At 41.3% G+C, this 21108-nt stretch carries 23 protein-coding genes and 1 tRNA gene; 13 read left to right on the top strand and 11 right to left on the bottom strand.

Annotated features, from left to right (window positions below; translation table 11 throughout):
- Positions 1 to 211 precede the first annotated feature (211 nt).
- The 6 genes from G5B06_RS07170 to G5B06_RS07195 all read left to right on the top strand — a co-directional run bounded on the left by G5B06_RS07170 (position 212) and on the right by G5B06_RS07195 (position 5569).
- Entirely contained in the window at positions 212 to 601 is a 390-nt protein-coding gene (locus tag G5B06_RS07170) for a helix-turn-helix domain-containing protein (protein WP_055177530.1), read from the top strand.
- 129 nt (positions 602 to 730) lie between these two features.
- Complete coding sequence (locus G5B06_RS07175) at positions 731 to 2584, top strand: recombinase family protein (protein WP_173689185.1); 1854 nt, start codon at positions 731 to 733, stop codon at positions 2582 to 2584.
- On the top strand, positions 2581 to 3369 hold the full coding sequence (locus G5B06_RS07180) for a hypothetical protein (RefSeq protein WP_055177523.1): 789 nt from the start codon (positions 2581 to 2583) through the stop codon (positions 3367 to 3369). Before G5B06_RS07175 ends, G5B06_RS07180 begins: the two co-directional genes overlap by 4 nt.
- Positions 3329 to 3745, top strand: coding sequence for a hypothetical protein (locus G5B06_RS07185; protein WP_044999283.1), 417 nt, complete (start codon positions 3329 to 3331; stop codon positions 3743 to 3745). Before G5B06_RS07180 ends, G5B06_RS07185 begins: the two co-directional genes overlap by 41 nt.
- A complete protein-coding gene (locus G5B06_RS07190; RefSeq protein ID WP_055196442.1) occupies positions 3732 to 4652 on the top strand; it encodes a hypothetical protein in 921 nt (306 codons plus the stop codon). The genes G5B06_RS07185 and G5B06_RS07190 overlap by 14 nt, the downstream gene beginning before the upstream one ends.
- 2 nt (positions 4653 to 4654) lie before the next feature.
- Positions 4655 to 5569: a DUF6551 family protein gene (locus G5B06_RS07195; protein ID WP_055155695.1), complete on the top strand. Its 915-nt coding sequence runs from the start codon at positions 4655 to 4657 to the stop codon at positions 5567 to 5569.
- A 460-nt stretch (positions 5570 to 6029) separates the two neighbouring features.
- Here the strand turns inward: G5B06_RS07195 and G5B06_RS07200 are convergent, their stop codons facing one another.
- The 4 genes from G5B06_RS07200 to G5B06_RS07215 form a co-directional block, all read right to left on the bottom strand.
- Positions 6030 to 6905, bottom strand: coding sequence for a CpaF family protein (locus G5B06_RS07200; RefSeq protein WP_148445970.1), 876 nt, complete (start codon positions 6903 to 6905; stop codon positions 6030 to 6032).
- Positions 6902 to 7915, bottom strand: a complete 1014-nt coding sequence (locus G5B06_RS07205) for a hypothetical protein (RefSeq protein ID WP_148445972.1) — start codon at positions 7913 to 7915, stop codon at positions 6902 to 6904. Before G5B06_RS07205 ends, G5B06_RS07200 begins: the two co-directional genes overlap by 4 nt.
- Positions 7912 to 8424, bottom strand: a complete 513-nt coding sequence (locus tag G5B06_RS07210) for a prepilin peptidase (protein ID WP_173762365.1) — start codon at positions 8422 to 8424, stop codon at positions 7912 to 7914. Before G5B06_RS07210 ends, G5B06_RS07205 begins: the two co-directional genes overlap by 4 nt.
- Before the next feature lie 249 nt (positions 8425 to 8673).
- Positions 8674 to 8745, bottom strand: a tRNA-Glu gene (locus G5B06_RS07215).
- Between the two features lie 225 nt (positions 8746 to 8970).
- On the opposite strand from G5B06_RS07215, the gene G5B06_RS07220 reads away from it, so the two are divergent.
- The 4 genes from G5B06_RS07220 (at position 8971) to G5B06_RS07235 (ending at position 11884) form a co-directional block, all read left to right on the top strand.
- Positions 8971 to 9597, top strand: a complete 627-nt coding sequence (locus tag G5B06_RS07220; RefSeq protein ID WP_173762366.1) for an SGNH/GDSL hydrolase family protein — start codon at positions 8971 to 8973, stop codon at positions 9595 to 9597.
- A 4-nt stretch (positions 9598 to 9601) separates the two neighbouring features.
- On the top strand, positions 9602 to 10366 hold the full coding sequence (locus G5B06_RS07225) for a GNAT family N-acetyltransferase (protein ID WP_173762367.1): 765 nt from the start codon (positions 9602 to 9604) through the stop codon (positions 10364 to 10366).
- Between the two features lie 127 nt (positions 10367 to 10493).
- Positions 10494 to 10694 (top strand): hypothetical protein, encoded by a 201-nt coding sequence (locus tag G5B06_RS07230; protein ID WP_148445980.1) that lies wholly within the window; start codon positions 10494 to 10496, stop codon positions 10692 to 10694.
- Between the two features lie 26 nt (positions 10695 to 10720).
- Positions 10721 to 11884 carry a hypothetical protein gene (locus G5B06_RS07235; RefSeq protein WP_173762368.1) on the top strand — a complete coding sequence of 388 codons (1164 nt, stop codon included), beginning with the start codon at positions 10721 to 10723 and terminating at the stop codon, positions 11882 to 11884.
- Here G5B06_RS07235 and G5B06_RS07240 read toward each other — a convergent pair.
- Positions 11854 to 12744: an amidohydrolase family protein gene (locus G5B06_RS07240; protein WP_173771629.1), complete on the bottom strand. Its 891-nt coding sequence runs from the start codon at positions 12742 to 12744 to the stop codon at positions 11854 to 11856. The two genes, G5B06_RS07235 and G5B06_RS07240, sit on opposite strands and share 31 nt — an antisense overlap.
- Positions 12745 to 12749: 5 nt before the next feature.
- Positions 12750 to 13952, bottom strand: a complete 1203-nt coding sequence (locus G5B06_RS07245) for an alanyl-tRNA editing protein (RefSeq protein ID WP_256442535.1) — start codon at positions 13950 to 13952, stop codon at positions 12750 to 12752.
- A 148-nt stretch (positions 13953 to 14100) separates the two neighbouring features.
- Between G5B06_RS07245 and G5B06_RS07250 the strand changes: the two genes are divergently transcribed.
- From G5B06_RS07250 to G5B06_RS07260, 3 genes are read left to right on the top strand one after another with little or no spacing between them, the layout of a single operon-like run.
- Positions 14101 to 14574, top strand: coding sequence for an RNA polymerase sigma factor (locus G5B06_RS07250; protein WP_294408924.1), 474 nt, complete (start codon positions 14101 to 14103; stop codon positions 14572 to 14574).
- Positions 14575 to 15069, top strand: a complete 495-nt coding sequence (locus G5B06_RS07255) for a hypothetical protein (RefSeq protein WP_148445988.1) — start codon at positions 14575 to 14577, stop codon at positions 15067 to 15069.
- Positions 15070 to 15073: 4 nt separating this feature from the next.
- Positions 15074 to 15787 carry a hypothetical protein gene (locus G5B06_RS07260; protein ID WP_173762371.1) on the top strand — a complete coding sequence of 238 codons (714 nt, stop codon included), beginning with the start codon at positions 15074 to 15076 and terminating at the stop codon, positions 15785 to 15787.
- 56 nt (positions 15788 to 15843) lie between these two features.
- Here G5B06_RS07260 and G5B06_RS07265 read toward each other — a convergent pair whose 3' ends face one another.
- The 5 genes from G5B06_RS07265 to atpA form a co-directional block, all read right to left on the bottom strand.
- The gene (locus tag G5B06_RS07265; protein ID WP_118169535.1) at positions 15844 to 16692 is read right to left on the bottom strand and encodes a hypothetical protein; all 849 of its coding nucleotides are present in this window, start codon (positions 16690 to 16692) and stop codon (positions 15844 to 15846) included.
- A 186-nt stretch (positions 16693 to 16878) separates the two neighbouring features.
- A complete protein-coding gene (gene atpC, locus G5B06_RS07270; protein ID WP_021977343.1) occupies positions 16879 to 17286 on the bottom strand; it encodes an ATP synthase F1 subunit epsilon in 408 nt (135 codons plus the stop codon).
- A 9-nt stretch (positions 17287 to 17295) separates the two neighbouring features.
- On the bottom strand, positions 17296 to 18693 hold the full coding sequence (gene atpD / locus G5B06_RS07275) for a F0F1 ATP synthase subunit beta (RefSeq protein WP_021977342.1): 1398 nt from the start codon (positions 18691 to 18693) through the stop codon (positions 17296 to 17298).
- Between the two features lie 5 nt (positions 18694 to 18698).
- Entirely contained in the window at positions 18699 to 19589 is an 891-nt protein-coding gene (gene atpG / locus G5B06_RS07280) for an ATP synthase F1 subunit gamma (protein WP_021977341.1), read from the bottom strand.
- Positions 19590 to 19597: 8 nt separating this feature from the next.
- Entirely contained in the window at positions 19598 to 21106 is a 1509-nt protein-coding gene (gene atpA, locus G5B06_RS07285) for a F0F1 ATP synthase subunit alpha (RefSeq protein ID WP_021977340.1), read from the bottom strand.
- Between the last annotated feature and the right edge of the window lie 2 nt (positions 21107 to 21108).

A 21108-nucleotide genomic window follows, 5' to 3' on the forward strand; every position in this document is an offset into this window, starting at 1 on the left:
GACATAATTTTTAATACATAAATGATAACCCTTTTTTCACTGTTGTTCAATTACAACTCATCGCCTTTTTCTCCCATCAATCGACAATCTTCTTTTTGCTATATACATATGATATACTTCTCTTTATACAACCAATTGCTGTTGTGTAGCTCACCATTTTTTCTATCTACAACACAAAAAAGTCAAGTTGTGATGGAAAGGAGGTGAGGACATGGAAATAAATTATGCACTTATAGGCAAACGTATAAGAGAAACCCGCAAACAACGAGGATTATCTGCCGAGGAGCTGGCTGAAATTGCTGATCTTTCTACTGTTTATATAAGCTATATAGAAAATGCCAAGCGTAAACCCAGTTTAGAATCTTTAATCAAAATTAGCAACGCACTTGAAATTACTATTGATGAATTACTCTATGGGAACTTGTTATACAATCCTACTGAATATCAAACTGACATTGATTTATTAATGGCAGATTGTACCAGCACTGAAAAACGTTACATATTCGAGGTTCTTTCAGCCATAAAAAACATTTTACGAATCAATGATTGGCATCTATCCTCAAAACACAATTACGATGCTGATAACCTGAATGATTATTAAATCATTCAATAACAATCAAATATCTATTTCTACATAAACCATCCGTTAATCACTTAACCGATGGTTTATGTCTTTTTCAATCCAAAAATTCTATGATAGTTATATCAACTATAAAGGATGTCGCTATTGATGAAAGAAAGTGAAGAACAAAGCAGTAATATTGATGAACAGAAAGCCAGAATCCGGCAAAGATACAAAGGTATTGATCCAGAAGAACTGGAAGTAATTCCGGCACTTCCACCAGAGGATATTTTTAAAACAGAAAAAAAACTACGAGTAGCTGTATATGCAAGGGTATCTACGGATGATCCACGCCAAACATCCTCATATGAATTGCAGAAAAATCATTATCAGGATGTAGTAAATAAAAATCCGAATTGGATGCTTGTAGAAATATATGCCGACGAAGGCATTTCCGGCACTTCGCTTCAACATAGAGATGCATTCAAAAAAATGATTGAAGATTGTGAAGCCGGAAAAATTGATTTAATCATAACAAAAAGTGTATCCCGATTTGCAAGAAACGTTGTTGACTGTATCCGATATGTACGAGAGCTTTCTTCACTCCGTCCACCCGTCGGTGTATTTTTTGAAACAGAGCATTTAAATACTCTTGATCCCAAAAGCGAAATGATTCTGTCATTCATGTCAACACTTGCGCAGGAAGAAAGTCATACCAAAAGTGAAATTATGAATTCTTCCATTGAAATGCGTTTTCGTCGGGGAATATTCCTTACACCTCCTCTGCTCGGATATGACCAAGACGAAAATGGAGATCTTGTAATCAATCCACATGAAGCTAAAATTGTGCAGCTTATTTTTTATATGTATCTGAATGGAAGCAGTACTCAACAAATTGCTGATTCTTTGACAGAACTCGGTTGTAAAACAAAAAAGAATAATGATGTCTGGTCATCCAGTACCATACTACAAATCCTTCAAAATGAACGCCATTGTGGGGATGTTCTGGCGAGAAAAACATGGACTCCAAATTATCTTGACCATAAATCAAGGAAAAACAATCAAGACCGTAATCAATACAGAAAAGTCGGACATCACGAAGCTATTATCTCCCGAGATGATTTCATAGCTGTTCAAAAATTAATTACAAATGCGAAATATGGAAATAAAGAGATTTTACCAGAATTACATGTGATACAAGAAGGCTCTCTAAGTGGATTTATAAGCATTAATCCAAGATGGTCTGGATTTAAAGCCAGAGACTACTTTGAAGCATCTCAAAGCGTCCTTAAACCGGCAAATATGAATGTACCTGATACAATTACTGCTTCCGCCGGTTCCTTCGATTTAAGAGACTATGAAGTTGCCAGAGGACAATTTTTCTCCTCTGTTGGTCGGATTTCTGTTTCTTTTTCATATAAACAGATCTCTTTTAACAAAGATGCTATACGGAAATTTCCAAACATAAAATTTGTCGAACTGCTAATACACCCAAGCTCAAAACTACTTGCTATCCGACCATGTTCCTCTGAAACAAAAAATAAAGTGCAGTGGTCACGTCTCAAAGATGGTCAACTTATTCCAAAACCAATTTCCGGCGCTGCATTTTTGCCAACATTATACGAGATATTTAAATGGGACAAAAAATGCAAATATAGAATATTAGGAGTTGCCCACCAAAAAGACAATGAAAATGTCCTTATTTTCAACATGGACGATACAGAAATACGAATACCGACAAATACCAACGACGTATCCGCCCTCAACAATAACACGCCTGATACAATATCTGATTCTAAGAGTGTGTTAGCTTATCCTGCCGACTGGATGAATAGCTTCGGTAATAATTACTATACTCAGTCTCAAGCGCCAGAATTAACAGAATTTACAGCGGACAAAAACTGGCAGACTGCTTCAGAAAGTAAACCTTATAAAGAACCCGAGCTACAAACCACTCCCAAAGAAACCATTATACAAAATATAAAGAATATTATTACAGAAATTAAAGGAGACACCCAATGAGCGAGCAACCTATAAATCAATGGAATATGACTACAGAACCTTCTGATATGATGAAAATCAACACACCTATGCCAATAACAGTCGCACCCAGCCCCTCAAATCAAATGGAAGTCATTGACGATGATTCTTTCAGCTATGACGGTTATCAAGTTGTACGTGGCGAATTCTTCGCTCATATTTACGAACCTTCGTTTACGTTTAATAACTACAAGGTATCTGTAAATACCGCCTGCATAAAAAAACTACCCGATGTCGAATATGTGCAAATATTAGTCAATCCCATTGAAAAAAAACTGGCTGTCCGTCCCTGTCGAGAAGAAGAAAAAGACTCTTTTCGTTGGTGTTCCTCTGGAAAAAAGCGTTCGCCAAAACAAATCACCTGTCGAATTTTCTTTGCTAAAGTGATATCTCTCATGGACTGGAATCCTAATTATCGGTACAAGATTCTCGGCAAACTAATTCGTTCTGGCAATGAAATACTGTTCATTTTCGATTTAACTTCACCTGAAATATTTCCTCGTACACTAAAAGACAATGGAACTGTAACCACTGCTAGGACACCTTCTTATCCTGAAGAATGGAAGAATCAGTTCGGTATTCCAGTGGAAGAACATCAAAAATCAATGCAAGTCAATATATTTGAAGGCTACGCAGTATTTGACATACAAGAAAAGAAGAAGGCAACTGATAAATCCATAGAAAAAGCAAAAGAACCATCAACAACAGAAAGTGAGGAAAAATCCTATGAACAACAAACACTCTTCCCATCCACTAATATGTATTGACTTTAAAAAGAATCGTATACGAATCCACCGCAATACACTCCGTCAAATTGGTAACCCAGAATATATTCAACTTCTTGTTAATCCTGATCAAAAAATGATAGGTATAAAGGCTAGTTGTGCAGAGGATAAATTGGCACATAAAGTTAAGGATTATTTTGTCATCAATGGTAACAGTTATGAATTGTACAGCCGAGAATTACTATATTCACTTTCCCAGCTTAACCTTTCTTGGGAGAAATTTAACATTTTTCGTTTAGAAGGCAATATTTACCCAGATAAGAAAATAGCTCTATTTTCCATGGATAACATCATCACAAAACTGCCACAAACAGAATTCAAATCAGAAATAATGGGAGATGAGTATGCGCAATTATAGTATATATACATTAAAAACAAAACTAGAATTCACCAATTTGTATCAATATCTCAGTGAAAAAGATTATAAACAACTTGAACAACAGATATTATGTCATTCCTATCACACCCCAATCTGCACATGGAATGGTATTGTCATTAATGGTATAGAAGCGTATGAATTATTTCGTAAACACAGTATTCCTTTCCGAATAAAAAGACTCCATTTTTCCAGTAAAGAAGATGTAATTTCATGGATATGTACTGACCAACTTAAACGAGAGGATTTAACCAATATCAATAAAAAATACCTGATTGGGAAAAAATATGATGCTGAAAAAATTTTAGTTTCAAGACAACTTTCATCTACGAATAAATCTCATATTTCCGGTGCAAGCATCGCAGCGAAAAAAATATCCGAAGAATGTAATGTAGCAATGGCTACCGTTTACAAATATTCTGCTTACAGTAGTGCACTAGATATAATTGATGAAAAAGTTCCCGATTTTGTCAAACGAGTTCGTTCTGGTCAGCTCTGGATTTCCCAAGCTAATATTATTGAGCTTTCAGGATTATCAAAAGAGCAGCTTTTAAGCCTAAATAACTACCTTCTTGCCGAAAAGATAGAACATCTCAGTTATCATGATATGAAAAGGGAATTACTATGGAATAATTACGCCAAACCGATGTTAAGGAAAGAATCTTCCGTTTCTATTCCTTCAATACGCAACCTGCCACAATTTGATCCAGATGCGGAAATTGCAAGTCTTACATTGACGATTCCCTCGTGGAACAGTTCTATCGAAAGGGTATTAAAAGTTTCAGATTTTAAAATTGCATCTGATACAGCAAAATATAAGCTTAAATATCAGCTTATGTGCCTAATATCAACCACAAATAATATTTTAAAAAAATTGGAGGAAATATAATTATGGATGGAAATACCGAAGATTTACAAAAGTTTGTTCCCCAAGTGCATTTTGAGCAAATACCTATTAAAAATTTATGTTCAAATCAAGATTATCAACGTAATCTTTCCATCAAACACGTTCAGCGTGCTGCAGCTAATTTTGACCTTTATCAGATAAACCCTGTAAAAGTAAGTAGACGTGATGGGATAAATTATGTGTTCAACGGACAACACACTATAGAGATTGTTGCTCTCGTCTCTGGATCAAGAGAAACTCCTGTCTGGTGTATGGTTTATGATGATCTTGTTTACACCCAAGAAGCAGATATTTTTGCAAATCAGATGAAATATGTCAAATCGTTATTACCTTATGAAATATTCATGGCTAATATTGAAGCTGGTAATGATAGAGAACTTATTATTCGTGACCTTGTTGAATCATATGATCTCACTATTACTTCTTCCTCTCGCCCCGGAGGTATATGTGCTGTATCCACTTTAATTAATATCTATGAAAAATATGGTTTTCACACTCTTGATCGTGTTTTACGCCTTTGTGTTGCCACATGGGAAGGTGCGCCTATGTCCTTTAGTTCCAATATGCTTAATGCTATTGCCCGTCTGGATAATGCTTATGGAGAAACAATGAAAGATGACACCTTTAAAGAAAAAGTTGGGCGTGTCTCTGTCAGAGAAATCAGTCGTACTGCCAGAGAACGTCGTGCCGGTTCATTAGGATTCGCAGAAGCTCTTTTACTAGAATACAATAAAAAATCCAAGTATTCACTTCCTTTTGAGAAATTATACACTCATAAAACACCCAAAAAAAGAGAACCATCAACTGAAGATGAATCCGGTCAAAGTTCCACTCCAGAAGGTCAGTTAGATTTATTTTCTACGGATCAGGAGAATACTCAGGCTCTGCCAAACGAATAGCGCAGAGCCTTCAGCCTTTATTCTATCCATACTTTCAAAAGAACACCCTGCTTTAAGGCTCTCTTACATGCAATCACTATTTTATCTTATCCCAAATTCATCATCCGCTCCATCCGCCACCTTATATATGAATACCCATTCCAAATATTTGCTTTTACCGGATACTCTTTCCTGTAAACAAATACAGTGTGATATTTAACAAAATGTATTCTACACCAATTATGTATATCTTTCATATATATGTTATTTATACCATTCACCCACTGTTCTAAAGACCATATGTCTTTATCTGACACTAACTCCATTATGAACAGTACATTATAATATTGAATGACACCTACTCTCTTCCTTTCCTCTATTAACCTTTTACACAATAACCTATACTTAATGTTCATATCGTTCCTATGTCTCTCCCTCTAATCTATATTTTCCATCCTTATATACGTTATATATATAATTATTATATAGTACATATAAGGCTTTGCAGCATATCTACCGCTTCTCCTCCTCGAACTTCGCCTACAATTATTCTGTCCGGCCTCATTCTGAGTGCAGACCGTATCAGATCACGGATTGTCACAGAAGCCGCACCTGCCATATTTGCCATCTTTGCCTCAAGACATACCAGATTTTCAATGCCACGGATCTTCAGCTCAGCATTATCTTCAATCGTAATCAGACGTTCATCCTTCGGAATATACTCCGCAACAGCACCAAGAAATGTTGTTTTTCCGCTGCCCGTACCACCGCCAATTACCATCGAATACCTTGCCTGCACAAGTTTCTTCAGAAATTCAGCACATTCTTCCGTAATACTGTCCAGGGAAATCAGTTTCTCCATGGTAATCGGATCATCCGGAAATCGACGAATTGTCAAAATTGGCCCATTGAGGGCTACCGGATAAACTACCGCATTAACCCTCGCTCCGTTTTCCAGTCTCGCATCCACAATTGGCATGGATTCATTTACTACACGGTTGCATCGCCCTACAATCTGCTGAATCACATCTTCCAGTTTTTCTTTTGATGTAAAAGTTTTATTCCATCTGGTCAGTTTTCCCGCCCGCTCCACAAAAATAGCATCCGGTCCATTGACCATAATTTCTGTTACACTTTCATCTTCAATCAGTTCCTGTAGTACATCCAGCTTTCTCACCGAACAGAACAGCTCCTGACGAAGTTCCACTTTTTCTTTCAGTGAAAAAACTGTCTTGCCCGACTGATTCAGTATCAGATCATCGATCACCTCCAGGATTTCTTCATCAGACAGCTCACGGGAAACATCCAGCTGTTCCATGAGGAGATCATGAATTTCCCGGAAACGTTCTCTGTTCATGTCCGCTCCTTTCTTAACAGTTTGCGTATATAGTCTCCCAGCTGGCTCCAGACCAGCTGTTCCACGTAAGATTCCGGAGATATGTTATCTGCATGAAAGGGTAAATGCAGTTTTTCTGTTTTTTCCAGAATTTTTTCTTTATTCCAGATACGCAGAAGATTTTCAAACTGTGTAATCTTACAGGCAGACATGGTATCATTCAAAACCGGCATATAAATTCTGTTACACAACTCCAAAAGCTGAAAATTTTCATCCGCACCTCCTCCGATATCCAGAATCAGAACTTCATAGGAACTTTGCAGAGTTATCGCCTGCAAAAGCCGTTCCCAGTCTTCCCAGCACACGGTCTGAATATCCGAAGGTGTCCGTACCGGCGGTACAAAATCCAGATTATTCACGGACTGAATCATTCCGTTCATTCTGTGAATCAGATTCTCATTTCCCTGCCGTACATAATAAAAAAGATCACTTAAGTTTGCAGAAAACTTTTTTCCAAAAAGCTCCTCAAATCCGGAATATTCTTCAAGATTCAGATAAAGAACCGCCCGTTCTTTTGCCAGAATCTGCCCCAACGCAAGCGCAAAGGATGTTTTCAGGCATCTGCCAAGTGGTGAAAAAACACCGATAATGTCCATATTCTTTTTCATTGCCGGAAAATCCACAGGGTTTAATGACTTTTCCTCTCCATAGCAGGCCATTACTTCGCGTATTACATCGGATGAGGACTGGTATTTATACACACTTGAATACTGATCCAGTTCCGGCGGATGTACTCCTTCCGAAAGAATGATAATCTTTCCGATTCCAAGCTCACGTACCTCTCTCTGCATTGCCTTATCCGAAATCAGCAGCAACTCAATATGATTTTCTTTTCCATAGGCAACAAGACTTTCCGCCGTGGTAAATACCTGGATTTCAAAGGGAAGATTTCTTTTCTGGTTCAGATAGTCCATGAAATTAAAAGCGTATTCCACTTCCAGATCACAGACTGCAAATATGTTTTTCTTCAATACACACCTCCTACATAAAGCAACACACTTAAAAATACTGGCACTGTAAAATGAAAATTCTCCGGAAATTCCATTCCTTTTCGGTAATAAGGCCGTATCTCGCCTGTACAGTAAAATTCATTCATATACTGACATAAATAGAGGATTCGCTGGCGGATACCGCCTGTAGAAAGAAGAATTGCCAGAGAGATGAACGCACCTGCAAGCAGAGAATAAACAATACATTCCACAATTGTCCGGGGTCCCATAATTCCACCCAGAGCACACAGAAGTTTAATGTCTCCGGCCCCAAGCATCCGAAGTACAAAAAGAATTCCCAGAAGAATGACCGGAACTGCAGCCCCTGTCAGAAATATAATTCCTCCCTTCGGCCCTTTTTCCATAACCTGGATCACAAGTCCCATAATAAATGAAAACAAAATCCAGCCATTATCTACAGATGCATCTCTCAGATCCATCCATACGGCCACTGCTGAAATCACTACAGGTAAAAATATACCAAAAGACATACACACCCCTTTCTTATTACAAATATATGTTTATTCAATTAGATAAATGTGGAATTTCCCGCCTGACCTGGCGGTGATCGATACCAGAAGATCTCTGGTGAAATTTATTATAGGATTCTATAAAGCTTTTGTCCAGCATTTTCGTTCGACAAATTCTGACATTCAAGAAGCTGTTCGCAATCTCATTGCTGCATTATCTGAATATAACGAAAAAACAGTTAGAATAAGATTTCTAACTGCTTCATCTGATAGCCAGTACGGGAATCGAACCCGTGTTTCCGCCGTGAGAGGGCGGCGTCTTAGCCCCTTGACCAACTGGCCATATTCATTTGTTTCTGTCGTTTAAGTTGTTTCCCTCAACCGACTTCGTTAGTATATAACACTTTCTTTCAAAATGCAAGTACTTTTTTTAATTTTTTTTAAAAAAATTCATGTTTTTCATGTTTATTCGTTTTTTACCCATTTTCCGGTATTTCATGCGCTTGACCACTGTGGGTGTAAGTGCTACTATCAAAGCACTAAATGTTACAGAAAGAAGGATTTTTTATGCCCCGTCTCCTGTGTCTTGGCGACAGCATCACAGACTGTGGCCGGCTTTTTTCCACAGATCCTTTGGGAAATGGATATGTGAAGATTCTCTCCGGCCTCCTTCATAATGCCGGCCATGATTTTTCCGTGGAAAACAAAGGAATTGATGGTTTTACCCTGGAACGGCTTCTTCAGAACACGGATTTCTGGCTTAAAGCCTCTGATCCGGATATTGTTACTGTGCTGATCGGAATCAACGATATTGGAATCATGATGAACACCCGACGTTCATCCACACAACAGCAGGATTTAATGGAAATATTCGCTGCCCGGTACGAACAGCTTGCCCGGAAGCTCTCCGGCACAGACTCCCGGAAACGGGAACTCTTTTTCCTGGAACCGTTTGTTTTTCCATGGCCACGCTGTTATGCTTCCTGGTTTCCCCTTCTTTCGCAGATGTCCTCACATATCCGAACAATCAGTCAAAAATACGGTGCCGTTTTTGTCCCGCTGCAAAACGATCTGAATCAGGAAGCTTCTCTGCATGGAATGTCAGCCATAACGGAAGACGGCATTCATCTTACCCGGCAGGGACACCGGATTCTGGCTGAAAAACTTTATACATTGATCACATCAGAAAGGTAATATTATGGAAAAAGCAATCAAAAAAATTGAAGATATGTCACTGAACGCCTGGCCATCCCATAAAATGGAACTTTATGACGGATGGATTCTCCGTTTTTCTTACTTTTACACTCACAGAACCAACAGTGTGGAACAGTTTGGAACTTCCACCCTCCCATGGCGGGAAAAAATCCCCTACTGCGAGCAGGTCTATAAGCGTCTGGGAACTCCTGCAATCTTTAAGATCAGTCCACTTGTATCCCAGGATTTTGACTACATGCTGGAAAACCGTGGCTATTCCATTCAGCATGTAACCAATGTCATGACTGTAGATCTGGATAAGGCTGTTCTGGATGCCCCTGTCACAGATGTTCTTTTTACCAATGAGATCCCTGATTTCTGGATCCACAGTCTTTTTGACCTGAAAAAAACCACCAATCCAATCCACAGAAGTGTGGTTCCTTCCATGTACCGGGCCATTCTTAAAGAGACGGTCTGCGCTTCCATCACAAAAAACGGCCAGATCATTGCCACTGGGCTTGGAATTCTGGACCGTGACTATATCGGTATCTATGCAATCCATGTACGTGAAGATTACCGCCGCAGAGGATATGCCCGTCAGATCTGCACCGGTCTTCTCAATGAAGGTAAAAAAAGAGGTGCACGTCACGCTTATCTTCAGGTGGTAAAAAATAATGATTCCGCAGAAAAGCTTTACAGCTCTCTTGGTTTCCAGTATTTTTATACTTACTGGTTCCGCGTACAGCCTGTCGGAACACGCTTTCAGTAAATACAGGGATTTTCACAAAATCCCTGTAGAAATCAAAAAATCTTTTTGCTATAATACTTTTAACATGTATAGAATCTTTCCTGCTTTCATATACTGATCCTTATCAATCAATAAGGAGACTGATCCCATGAACGATCCGCAGGAAAAAAACAAAAAAAATCCCTATCACATTAATTACAAAAATTATCTGGATACCAATGCCTGTACTGAATGCACGGGTCTGATCAACCATGGAATAGACAGCCGTGAGCAATGGGAATCCTTCCGCCAGATCTTCGATTTTGTGCCGGTACCGGAATCTCAGGACCTTACAGATAAACAGGACTGACCGTTATCCCAGATCGGAGGACACAAATGAAAAAACTGTCTGCTGCATGTATGATTCTGGGCCTTTCCCTGTTTGTGGGTGGCTGCAGCAATGATCAGATCGATGATCACATTATTTCCCTTCAGGATAAAATTTCAAATGCCACATCTTCAGATTCCGCTTCCCAGGAAACATTGGATTCTTCCCAGGAAGAACGTGTTTATATGGATGAAATTACCGGCACACTGCAGAATTTTGACGGCACAAATCTGACTATTTCCAGTGACGGAGAAACCTATGTCTTTGACGTTTCCAACACACGGCTGGAATGTAAATACGGCGTTGTGTTCAGCGACCAGGTCAGCATCATCTATCAGGGACAGCTTTCCGGAACCGATATCAGCACCATTTCTCCAATCAAGGTAACTGACAAATATCATAACGAAACCCCTCTGGAAAACCGCACCCTGAAAGGAAAAGTAAAAAAACTTACTTCCAACGCACTCGTTATTGTTACAGAAAAAGGCAATACCGTAACTTTTCCTGTCACCGGTGTCAGACAATACTATAAAAAAGGAATCAAAGCCGGCAGGTGGGTCTATGTCCATTTTCGTGGCAAATTCATCAACGAAACCATAGTCGGAGACAAACAGTACAATGGCAGTTTCACAAAAGTGATCAGTGTTTCTGACACCGATCCTCTGAAAGTACCTGCCGCAACCCCAACCCCTTCCCCAGCACCAAAGAAAATAGAACAGCATCTCCGGGCAAAAATTGTAAGTGTCAGCACCAGTACCATGACCGTTATCCCTCAGACCACAGGTTCGGAACTGACTGTTCCAATCACTTCTGTTCCTGTATACTTTAAAGGTGGCATGGCACCTGGTTCTTATGTAAATATTATCTATACCGGTAAATTCAATGGAGAATCCACCAGCGGCATGAAAATCCGCGGAATTACCGGTGAAGATCCGGATACACTTTCTGTCCGCAATATCTCATCCACTGTAACCGGTACAATCCTGGCCACAACCGCCAATACCGTACTGATCCAGACTTATGATGGTGTAAAAATTCTCTGCAGCCGTGAAAATGTACAGGATCTTTCCACCAGTGGAATGGAAGAAGGTGCGGACATCCGGGTTACCTTTAACCCTGCGAAATCACGCACCTCCAATATTTATACCTGTATTAAATTCGAAGACCCGTGACGGAAGAGCGTTCGGATTCTTTCTTCCCCCTCTTCCATCCAGGCGCACACCTCCGGTGTCTCACCTAAGATGTCAAAAAAAGCTCTGCATTCATCTTCCACACCTTTTCCGTGAAGAACCTTAAATGCACCGGCATCACTGCCAACTGCCACATGCACTTTTTTTCGGAAAGCTTTTTTCAGATTTTCTTCTCCTGTCCGGATAATGGAGGACAGGATCTCATTTTCGAATCTCCCACAGTCCATCAGATTCCGAACTGTCACAAGAGTAGGTACCCACACACTTTTGCTGTCTGCCAGCATGGAGAGGGTTTCTTCATCCATGTAATTGGCATGCTCGATGCTGTCAACACCGGCCTCAACTGCCGCCTGCACCCCATAATTTCCATTGGTATGGCTCATCACTGCAAAACCTTCTTCATGTGCAATATGTACCATTTCTTTCACTTCGGCCGCAGAAAGCGGAGTTCCCGTGATCTTTCCGTGATCCTCAAAATCCAGAAGGCCGGTAGTCATGATCTTGATAAAATCAGCCCCTTCCTCAGCGGCTTCCAGAACTCTGCGGTGATATTCCTTCATATCCGAAAAACTTTTTCCGACAATTTTTCCGTAATGCCCTTCTTTATAAATAGCAAAAACCGGCGTACGGTAATCAATTCCATATTCTGCGGCCAGCTGCGCGGTTCTTCTGGAAACACCATAATGATCTCCTCCATCTCTTACAAAACGGATTCCTCTTTTCTGGTATTCCTCAAGATGGCTTCGGATCAGTACATCCTGTGGCCCGTTTTTCTGTGTCTCAACGGCTTTCCGGTAATCATAGCCATTGAGAAATATATGTGCATGACATTCTCCAAACATTTTCATCACTGCTCAAAAAATCTTCTGATCTCTTCCTCAGTTGCCTGTACAGATCCCTGCACAAAGAATGGCTTTCCGCCTCCCCGTCCGTTTAATTTTGCATTCATCTCTTTTGTAAACTGGCGGAAATCGCCATCTTTTTCACCCATTGCATATTTGTAACTTCCATCTGCATTTTTGGAAAATACCGCACAGCAGCCCTGACAGGTCTGTGTTACGGCATCCGCAAGTTTCCTCACACTGTCCGCATCCATTCCGTCCATAAAGATAAGAACACTTCCGCTTCCTGCATAGCGCTCTGCCTCTTTACGGCACATGTCATCTACCATCTGGCCAACCTGTCCCTTCAGGCGGAAATTCTCTTCCTGAAGACGTTCCACTGCCTGCGCGGTCTTGTCCATCTTTGCGGAAAGTTTTACAGAAATCTGATGGTTCTGATCGTTGACCATATTCAGATAATCCAGAACACGTTTTCCACAGATCATCTCAATACGGACACCTTCACGGAATTTTTCCACAGAAAGAAGCTTCACCATACCGATCTCTCCGGTATGTGTCACATGGGTTCCGCAACATGCACAGATATCCACGCCCGGAAATTCCACAATACGCACCTGGCCGGTAAGTTCTTTTTTACTTCGGTAATCAATTTTTTCCAATTCTTCTGCTGTAGGATATAAAATCTTAACCTCCGTATCTTCCCAGATCTTTTCGTTTGTTTTCCGCTCGATCTCGGCAAGCTGTGCCTCATCCAGTGGACCATTCAGATCTACCGTAATAGTATCGCTTCCCATATGGAACCCTACATTATCGTATCCGTAAGCCTCATGGATCAGTCCGCTCACCATATGCTCACCGGAATGCTGCTGCATCAGATCAAATCTTCTTGCCCAGTTGATACGCCCCTGTACTTCGGTTCCGGCTTCCAGCGGTTTATCTGTATAATGAAGAAGTTCTCCGTCTTTTTCGTGAACTTCCTTTACTTTCACATCGCCCAGATATCCGATATCACTTGGCTGTCCGCCACCTTCCGGGTAAAAAGCACTCTCATTCAGAATAATATGAAAGCCTTTTTTCGCTTCTCTGCACTCCAGGACTTTGGCTGTAAATTCTTTTTTATATACATCTTCATAATATAAGCGTTTTGTCTCTGTCATCTGTCTCATCCTTTCTGCATCTCTGCTTTGACGTTTTATAGTATAGACCAATTTGGGGTTCCCTGCTATAAGAATTCTATTTTTTTCAAAAAATTGCTTTTAAAACTGAAGTTTTATCTCTGTCTTACGCGTTATAATAAGTGAACGGGCTGAGAAAGGAGCTGATCACATCACACGGGAAGAATATCTGGAATATCTGATACATACATACCAAAATTTAATATTTTCCATTTGTCTGAAATCGGTGGGCAATCCTTTTGACGCCGAGGATCTGACACAGGATGTTTTTCTTTCCGCCTACAAAAATCTCTCCCGTTTTGACGGTACCTACGAAAAAGCCTGGCTCAGCAAGATTGCAATCCGAAAATGCCTGGATCACCTGAAGGCTGCCGGCAGACGTACCATTCCCACAGAGGATACTTATTTTGAACAGCTCCGTGATAAAGAATTCTCCCCAGAAGAGGCCTGCCTGGACAAAGATTTCCAGAATCGGATCCGACAGCTTTGTTCCGATCTGAAAAGTCCCTACAGAGAAGTGGCCACCGCTCATTTCTGTGAAGAAAAAACTGCAGCCGAGATTGCAGCTTCACAAAATAAAAATACAAAGACAGTCCAGACTCAGATCTACCGTGCAAGATCTATACTGAAGGCACTGTTGGAAAGGAGTGATTAGATGCATATACCACAGGATGAATTACAGAAATTTCAAGACGGGACTATGAATACAGGCGAAATGATCTATTTTCTGGAACATATAGATCAATGTGATTTCTGCCTGGAACAGCTGCTTCAGGATGAGGAAACTTCTTCTGAACATGCTCCTGCCTATCTTCAGGATAAAATTCTGAAAAAAGCAGCTTCTCCTGAAGTACAAACTTCCAGAAAAATACATGAAACTGCTTACTGGATGAAGCTTCTCTGCACAGGCTTACGTACTGCAGTGGGTATGGGTGTTGCGCTGATCATGCTTTTTTCTGTATCGCAGACAGATTTTACAGCTCTTCATACTTCACCGGAAACAAAAGCTAAGATATCTTCATCCCTTGACATTGGTTTCAATCTGAGCCAGCTTTCCAGGAAGGTAGGTTCCCAGCTCAGTGAAAATTCTCAGAATATCAGTGATAATCTGAGTGATCTTACGAATAAAATTATAAACGGAGGCAAGTAAATATATGAAAAAACAAAAACATGGTTTCTGGGTATTTATCTTTTCCCTGATCCCCGGTGCCGGAGAAATGTATATGGGATTCAAAAAACAGGGAATCAGTATTATGCTGCTGTTCTGGGGAACAATTGCGCTGGCTTCCATTACCGGCCTTGGATGGCTGGCCATGTTTCTCCCTGTGATATGGTTCTACAGTTTTTTCAATGTCCATAATCTGAAGTCACTGTCAGAAGAAGAATTTTATTCTGTAGATGATAATTACATTCTTCACATGGATCAGTTTTCCGGTGATATCGGAAAATTCTTACAGAAGCATCGAAATACAACTGCCTGGATCCTGATCCTGTTTGGTATCTGTATCCTGTGGAGTCGTTTCACAAGTCTTCTGTACCTCATTGTACCGTATGATCTGGAAGACTATGTATACAATATCTGCAATAGTCTTCCTCAGATTGCCATTGCTATCGGTATCATTGCTGCAGGTATTTATCTGCTCACTCAACAAAAAAAGAAACTGGAGGAAGAAAAAAATAAAGATGAGCATTATTGGGAACCGTACCGTCCATATCAGCAAATAGCTTCCCCTGATGATAATTCAGAAGCTGCTGAAAAAAATCCTGAGACATTTTCTTCTCAGGACAATATTTCTTCTGAAAATAGTATTCCTTCTGAAAATGCTGTCCTTTCCGAAAATAAGAAAGATACCTCTTCCTCTGAATAATCAGTAACTTCAAAAAAAGATCCGAAGTCTTCCGACAACGGATCTTTTTATTTTCATCAGCCTGTATACATAACCCTGGAAAACTGCGGTGACCCTGCATGGCCCTGTGATTCCTTAAATGTTACTGCTTTGATCCAGCCTGTTTTGGAACCATTTTTTACACGAATATACATCTTATTCCCAGCGATCCAGAAATTCAGAATTTTCACGCCCGTATTCTTGCGGATCACAAATGCTTTACTTCCGGAAGTGGGAGTTGTGTACGCCTGTATGTTCTTTGCCGCTGCAAAAAGTCCTGTTCTCTTGTTAGCAGCATTAAGTTTTATATATTTTCCGTAATTGGATGTACGAAGTAATGTTCCTTTCTGATATTTGTATGTAAATTCTGTTGTACAATATCCAAGAGAATATGACATAGCCTCCGTTCTTACACGAACTGTATTACCACTCAGGTAAATTTTCGCTTCATTTACCGGTCGTCCATATGTTTCATTAATGAAATTTACAACCTGAACGATTTTTCCGTTACGGTACTGATAAAGTCCGTGGAATACACTGATATCATTATCCGTACCACCTCTCAGACACAGGAAAGGTTTTCCATTAGATAATGTAATAATACGAATGGACATATCCATAAAAGCTTTATTTATTGCACAGGCTTTTGTATTATTTACATAAATATCTGCACCGTTCCAGCACCCATCATACTGACTTTTTTTCCGGACAACCTTAATCCTGTCTTTCTTTCCATCGCCGGTAATATCATACCTTGTCCAGGTTTTTCCCGGCTGAATTGTATACATCCTGGGTGCTGCCGCCTGCACTGGCAGTACGGAAAAGATCATGAGACCCATAAGAAATATACAGATACCCAGTAATTTTTTTGCTCTTCCTTTCTTCATTTTTTCTCCTCCTTTTTCTTTGCATACTCTGGCTTTTTTATATCAGTATAATAAAAAAGCACCTTTTGAATATTCTCTGTACAAAGCGGCTGTTCTCATTCCGCTCTGTCACATGGTCATAAACGTAACCAACTTATGATCTACGTTTATTTTACTATTCAACAGGTGCTTTCTGTAATATATTTTTTACTGCTTATGTGTTACTTTAAGACGTGTCATCGCTCTCGCAAGAGCCATCTGGTTCATATGATACTCCTGAATGCTCTGCTTCTGACGAAGCTGCTCTTCTGCACGCTCCTTGGCTTCCTGTGCACGGCGGATATCAATCTCCTCCGGGCTCTCTACGCTGAGGCAGAACAGCTTGGCACGGTTGTTGATCATCTCAACAAATCCGCTGCTCACCGCAAAAATATGCTCATTGCCCTCTGCATCCGCAAAACGCATCTCACCGGGAATGATAGCTTCTACGACATTCGCATGATGAGCAAGAAATCCCCGCTCACCATCCACTGCCGGAATAATGAGCTTCTGAGCACGTCCTGCATAAGCCAGTTTATTGCTGGCGTAAATTTCCAGGCCAAATGTCTCACTCATAGCCGCTCCTTACTGCCGGTTCTCCTCGGCTTTTGCTTTTGCAATTACGTCATCAATAGTTCCAACATTAAAGAATGCATTCTCAGGATAATCATCCATCTCGCCATCGATGATTGCCTTAAATCCACGGATGGTCTCTTTCAGTGGTACGTATTTACCTTTGATACCGGTGAAGTTCTCAGCTACATGGAATGGCTGGGAAAGGAACTTCTGGATCTTTCTTGCACGGAATACAGTCTGCTTATCTTCCTCTGAAAGCTCTTCCATACCGAGGATAGCAATGATATCCTGCAGTTCTTTATACTTCTGAAGAATCTCCTGTACTCTACGTGCTACTTCATAGTGTTCTTCACCGACAATATCTGCCTCCAGGATACGGGAAGTAGATTCCAGAGGATCTACAGCCGGATAAATACCCTGCTCAACGATCTTACGGGAAAGAACTGTTGTTGCATCCAGATGGGCAAATGTTGTTGCCGGAGCCGGGTCAGTTAAGTCATCGGCCGGTACATATACTGCCTGTACAGATGTAACAGATCCTTCCTTGGTAGATGCGATTCGTTCCTGCAGTTCACCCATCTCAGTTGCCAGTGTAGGCTGATATCCTACTGCGGATGGCATACGTCCAAGCAGAGCGGAAACCTCAGATCCTGCCTGTACAAAACGGAAGATATTATCAATGAAAAGAAGTACGTCTCTGTGTTCCTGATCACGGAAATACTCTGCCATGGTAAGTCCTGTCTCAGCAACACGCATACGTGCTCCGGGCGGCTCGTTCATCTGTCCGAACACTAAGGCTGTCTTCTCAAGAACACCTGATTCCTTCATCTCGGTCCAAAGGTCATTACCTTCACGGGAACGCTCACCGACACCGGTGAAAATAGAATATCCACCATGCTCGGTAGCGATATTCTGGATCAGCTCCTGGATAAGGACTGTCTTACCAACACCGGCACCACCGAACAGACCAATCTTACCACCTTTGGCATATGGTGCAAGAAGGTCGATAACTTTGATACCTGTCTCCAGGATCTCAACTGCCGGTTTCTGTTCTTCAAATGAAGGCGGATCACGATGGATGACCCAATGCTCTTCGCCCTCCAGAGATTCACCACCATCTACGGTATCTCCAAGAACGTTGAACAGACGACCAAGTGTTTTATCTCCAACCGGAACCTTGATACCGCTTCCGGTAGCTGTTACTTCTCTGTCCCGCTGCAGGCCCTCACTGGCTCCCAGCATGATGCAGCGTACGATATTATTTCCAAGGTGCTGGGACACCTCCATAACGCATCTCTTACCGTTGTTCTCAACTTCAAGCGCATCCTTGATATTCGGAAGCTGTCCGTCTTCAAAAACAACGTCTACAACAGGTCCCATAACCTGTACAATCTTACCTTTATTCATAGTCATCACTTCCTTTTTTGTGCTTTAGCACCGCTGATAACCTCTGTGATCTCCTGCGTGATCGCAGCCTGACGTGCACGGTTGTACTGAATGGAAAGATCCTTCAGCATCGCCTTCGCATTATCTGTAGAGGACTGCATTGCTGTCATTCTCGCATTGTTCTCACTGGCATATGCCTCTACAAGACATCCATAGATCACACCTGTAAGGTAGTTCGGGATCATGGTATCCAGAAGTACATCCGCAGATGGAGATAACACGATCTCCTCCTGGTAAATGTCTGCCGGAACCTGACCAACTTTAAAATCAGCTTTTTTCAGCGGTAAAAGCTGCATATTCACATTCTCCATCGCCATTGCATTCTGCATCTGTGTATAGACAATGTGAATTTCATCCAGCTCTCTTTCCAGAAATGCCCGTACGATCTCTTCTGTGATAAGACGCGCTCTGTGCATGGTCGGCTTCTGTACTGTATACTGAAAACTGCCGTCCATATCCACATCTCTCTTGCCGAAATACTGACGTCCTACCATACCCAGAACATACAGTTTATGATGTCCCGGTACCTCTTCCATGAAATCTTCTGTCATTTTCTGTACATTATGATTGTATGCACCAGCCATACCTTTATCACCTGTAATGACAATGGTACCTACCTTTCTCTCTTCCTTTGGAACAAGATGACGCTCACTGAAGAAAGGATGCTGGATATCCGGCATATGACGGAGGATTCTGGCAATGGCAGCCTGCATATTATAGAAATATGGTTCTGTATCCTGCAGAATCTTCTTCGCCTTCTGCATCTTGGAAGAAGAAATCATGTACATCGCATTGGTGATCTTCATGGTGTCCTGAATGCTTTTCATACGAGTCTGTATTTCTTTTGCATTTGCCATATCAACACCTACCTGCTCTTATCTCTGAATTCTTCTGCCGCCTTTATGATTTTCTCTACAAGCTCATCAGAGAGCTGTTTTGTAGTTTCGATCTCTTTGCCGATCTCTGGATATACATTATCAAAATACTCCAGAAGGTCTTTCTGGTATTTCTTGATCTCTTTCTTTTCTACGTCGACCATCAGCTTGTGAGTTGCAACACAGAGAGTAATTACCTGCTGATGAAGACTTAACGGACTGCAAAGAGGCTGTTTCAGAAGTTCCATCAGACAGCTTCCGTATTTCAGCTGTGCAGTTGTAGCCTCATCCAGATCAGAACTGAACTGGGTAAATACTTCCATTTCTCTGTACTGTGCCAGATCGATACGTACGCTACCGGAAGCTTTCTTCATAGCCTTGGTCTGTGCCGCACCACCAACACGGGATACAGAAAGACCAACATTGACTGCCGGACGCATACCTGAGAAGAACAGATCACTTTCCAGGAAAATCTGACCATCTGTGATGGAAATTACGTTTGTAGGAATATATGCAGATACATCACCGGCCTGAGTCTCAATGATCGGAAGTGCTGTGATGGATCCGCCACCTGCCTCTTCACTCAGACGGCTGGAACGCTCCAGAAGTCTGGAATGGAGGTAGAATACGTCACCAGGATAAGCTTCACGTCCCGGAGAACGCTCAAGCAGAAGTGACAGCGCACGGTATGCCACTGCATGCTTGGAAAGATCATCATATACGATCAGTACATCTTTACCCTGATACATGAAATACTCTGCAAGAGCAGTACCAGCATAAGGAGCAATATACTGAAGCGGTGCACAGTCGCTGGCTGTTGCGGAGAATACGGTTGTATACTCCATTGCACCGTATTTTTCAAGATTGGAAACTACCTTTGCAACGGTAGAAGCTTTCTGTCCGATGGCAACATAGATACAGATCACATTCTTACCTTTCTGGTTGATGATCGTATCGGTTGCGATGGATGTTTTACCTGTCTGTCTGTCGCCGATGATCAGCTCTCGCTGTCCACGGCCGATCGGGAACATGGAATCAATAGAAAGGATTCCCGTTTCCAGAGGTACAGTTACAGACTTACGGTCGATGATTCCAGGAGCCGGATTCTCGATCGGGCGGTATTCCTCTGCCTGGATCTCTCCCTTTCCATCAATAGGCTCACCAAGTGCGTTCACGATTCTTCCGATAAATTTATCCCCTACCGGAATACCTGCCTGCTTGCCAGTTCTGGCAACCTTGGTGCCTTCCTTGATTCCTGTATCCTTTCCGAAAAGAATACATCCCATGCTGTTGGCACGGACATCTTGTACCATACCTTTCAGACCATTCTCGAAGGTCACGACCTCACCGTACATGGCATGATCGATGCCATAAACAGTTGCGATACCATCTCCCACGGAGATGACAGTGCCTACTTCCTGGTCCTTGCTGATTTCGTCATAGTTCTTTATTTCTTCCTTGAGAATCGAAATGATTTCATCTGGATTTATTGCACCCAATT

It is taken from the genome of Blautia luti, from assembly GCF_013304735.1.
Classification (GTDB): domain Bacteria; phylum Bacillota; class Clostridia; order Lachnospirales; family Lachnospiraceae; genus Blautia_A.

What these genes read in the sequence shown, in the direction of transcription:
- G5B06_RS07170 (WP_055177530.1), top strand. Translation starts at nt 212, where the DNA reads ATGGAAATAAATTATGCACTTATAGGCAAACGTATAAGAGAAACCCGC.
- G5B06_RS07175 (WP_173689185.1), top strand. Translation starts at nt 731, where the DNA reads ATGAAAGAAAGTGAAGAACAAAGCAGTAATATTGATGAACAGAAAGCC.
- G5B06_RS07180 (WP_055177523.1), top strand. Translation starts at nt 2,581, where the DNA reads ATGAGCGAGCAACCTATAAATCAATGGAATATGACTACAGAACCTTCT.
- G5B06_RS07185 (WP_044999283.1), top strand. Translation starts at nt 3,329, where the DNA reads ATGAACAACAAACACTCTTCCCATCCACTAATATGTATTGACTTTAAA.
- G5B06_RS07190 (WP_055196442.1), top strand. Translation starts at nt 3,732, where the DNA reads ATGCGCAATTATAGTATATATACATTAAAAACAAAACTAGAATTCACC.
- G5B06_RS07195 (WP_055155695.1), top strand. Translation starts at nt 4,655, where the DNA reads ATGGATGGAAATACCGAAGATTTACAAAAGTTTGTTCCCCAAGTGCAT.
- G5B06_RS07200 (WP_148445970.1), bottom strand. Translation starts at nt 6,905, where the DNA reads ATGAACAGAGAACGTTTCCGGGAAATTCATGATCTCCTCATGGAACAG.
- G5B06_RS07210 (WP_173762365.1), bottom strand. Translation starts at nt 8,424, where the DNA reads ATGTCTTTTGGTATATTTTTACCTGTAGTGATTTCAGCAGTGGCCGTA.
- G5B06_RS07220 (WP_173762366.1), top strand. Translation starts at nt 8,971, where the DNA reads ATGCCCCGTCTCCTGTGTCTTGGCGACAGCATCACAGACTGTGGCCGG.
- G5B06_RS07225 (WP_173762367.1), top strand. Translation starts at nt 9,602, where the DNA reads ATGGAAAAAGCAATCAAAAAAATTGAAGATATGTCACTGAACGCCTGG.
- G5B06_RS07230 (WP_148445980.1), top strand. Translation starts at nt 10,494, where the DNA reads ATGAACGATCCGCAGGAAAAAAACAAAAAAAATCCCTATCACATTAAT.
- G5B06_RS07235 (WP_173762368.1), top strand. Translation starts at nt 10,721, where the DNA reads ATGAAAAAACTGTCTGCTGCATGTATGATTCTGGGCCTTTCCCTGTTT.
- G5B06_RS07240 (WP_173771629.1), bottom strand. Translation starts at nt 12,744, where the DNA reads ATGTTTGGAGAATGTCATGCACATATATTTCTCAATGGCTATGATTAC.
- G5B06_RS07255 (WP_148445988.1), top strand. Translation starts at nt 14,575, where the DNA reads ATGCATATACCACAGGATGAATTACAGAAATTTCAAGACGGGACTATG.
- G5B06_RS07260 (WP_173762371.1), top strand. Translation starts at nt 15,074, where the DNA reads ATGAAAAAACAAAAACATGGTTTCTGGGTATTTATCTTTTCCCTGATC.
- G5B06_RS07265 (WP_118169535.1), bottom strand. Translation starts at nt 16,692, where the DNA reads ATGAAGAAAGGAAGAGCAAAAAAATTACTGGGTATCTGTATATTTCTT.
- atpC (WP_021977343.1), bottom strand. Translation starts at nt 17,286, where the DNA reads ATGAGTGAGACATTTGGCCTGGAAATTTACGCCAGCAATAAACTGGCT.
- atpD (WP_021977342.1), bottom strand. Translation starts at nt 18,693, where the DNA reads ATGAATAAAGGTAAGATTGTACAGGTTATGGGACCTGTTGTAGACGTT.
- atpG (WP_021977341.1), bottom strand. Translation starts at nt 19,589, where the DNA reads ATGGCAAATGCAAAAGAAATACAGACTCGTATGAAAAGCATTCAGGAC.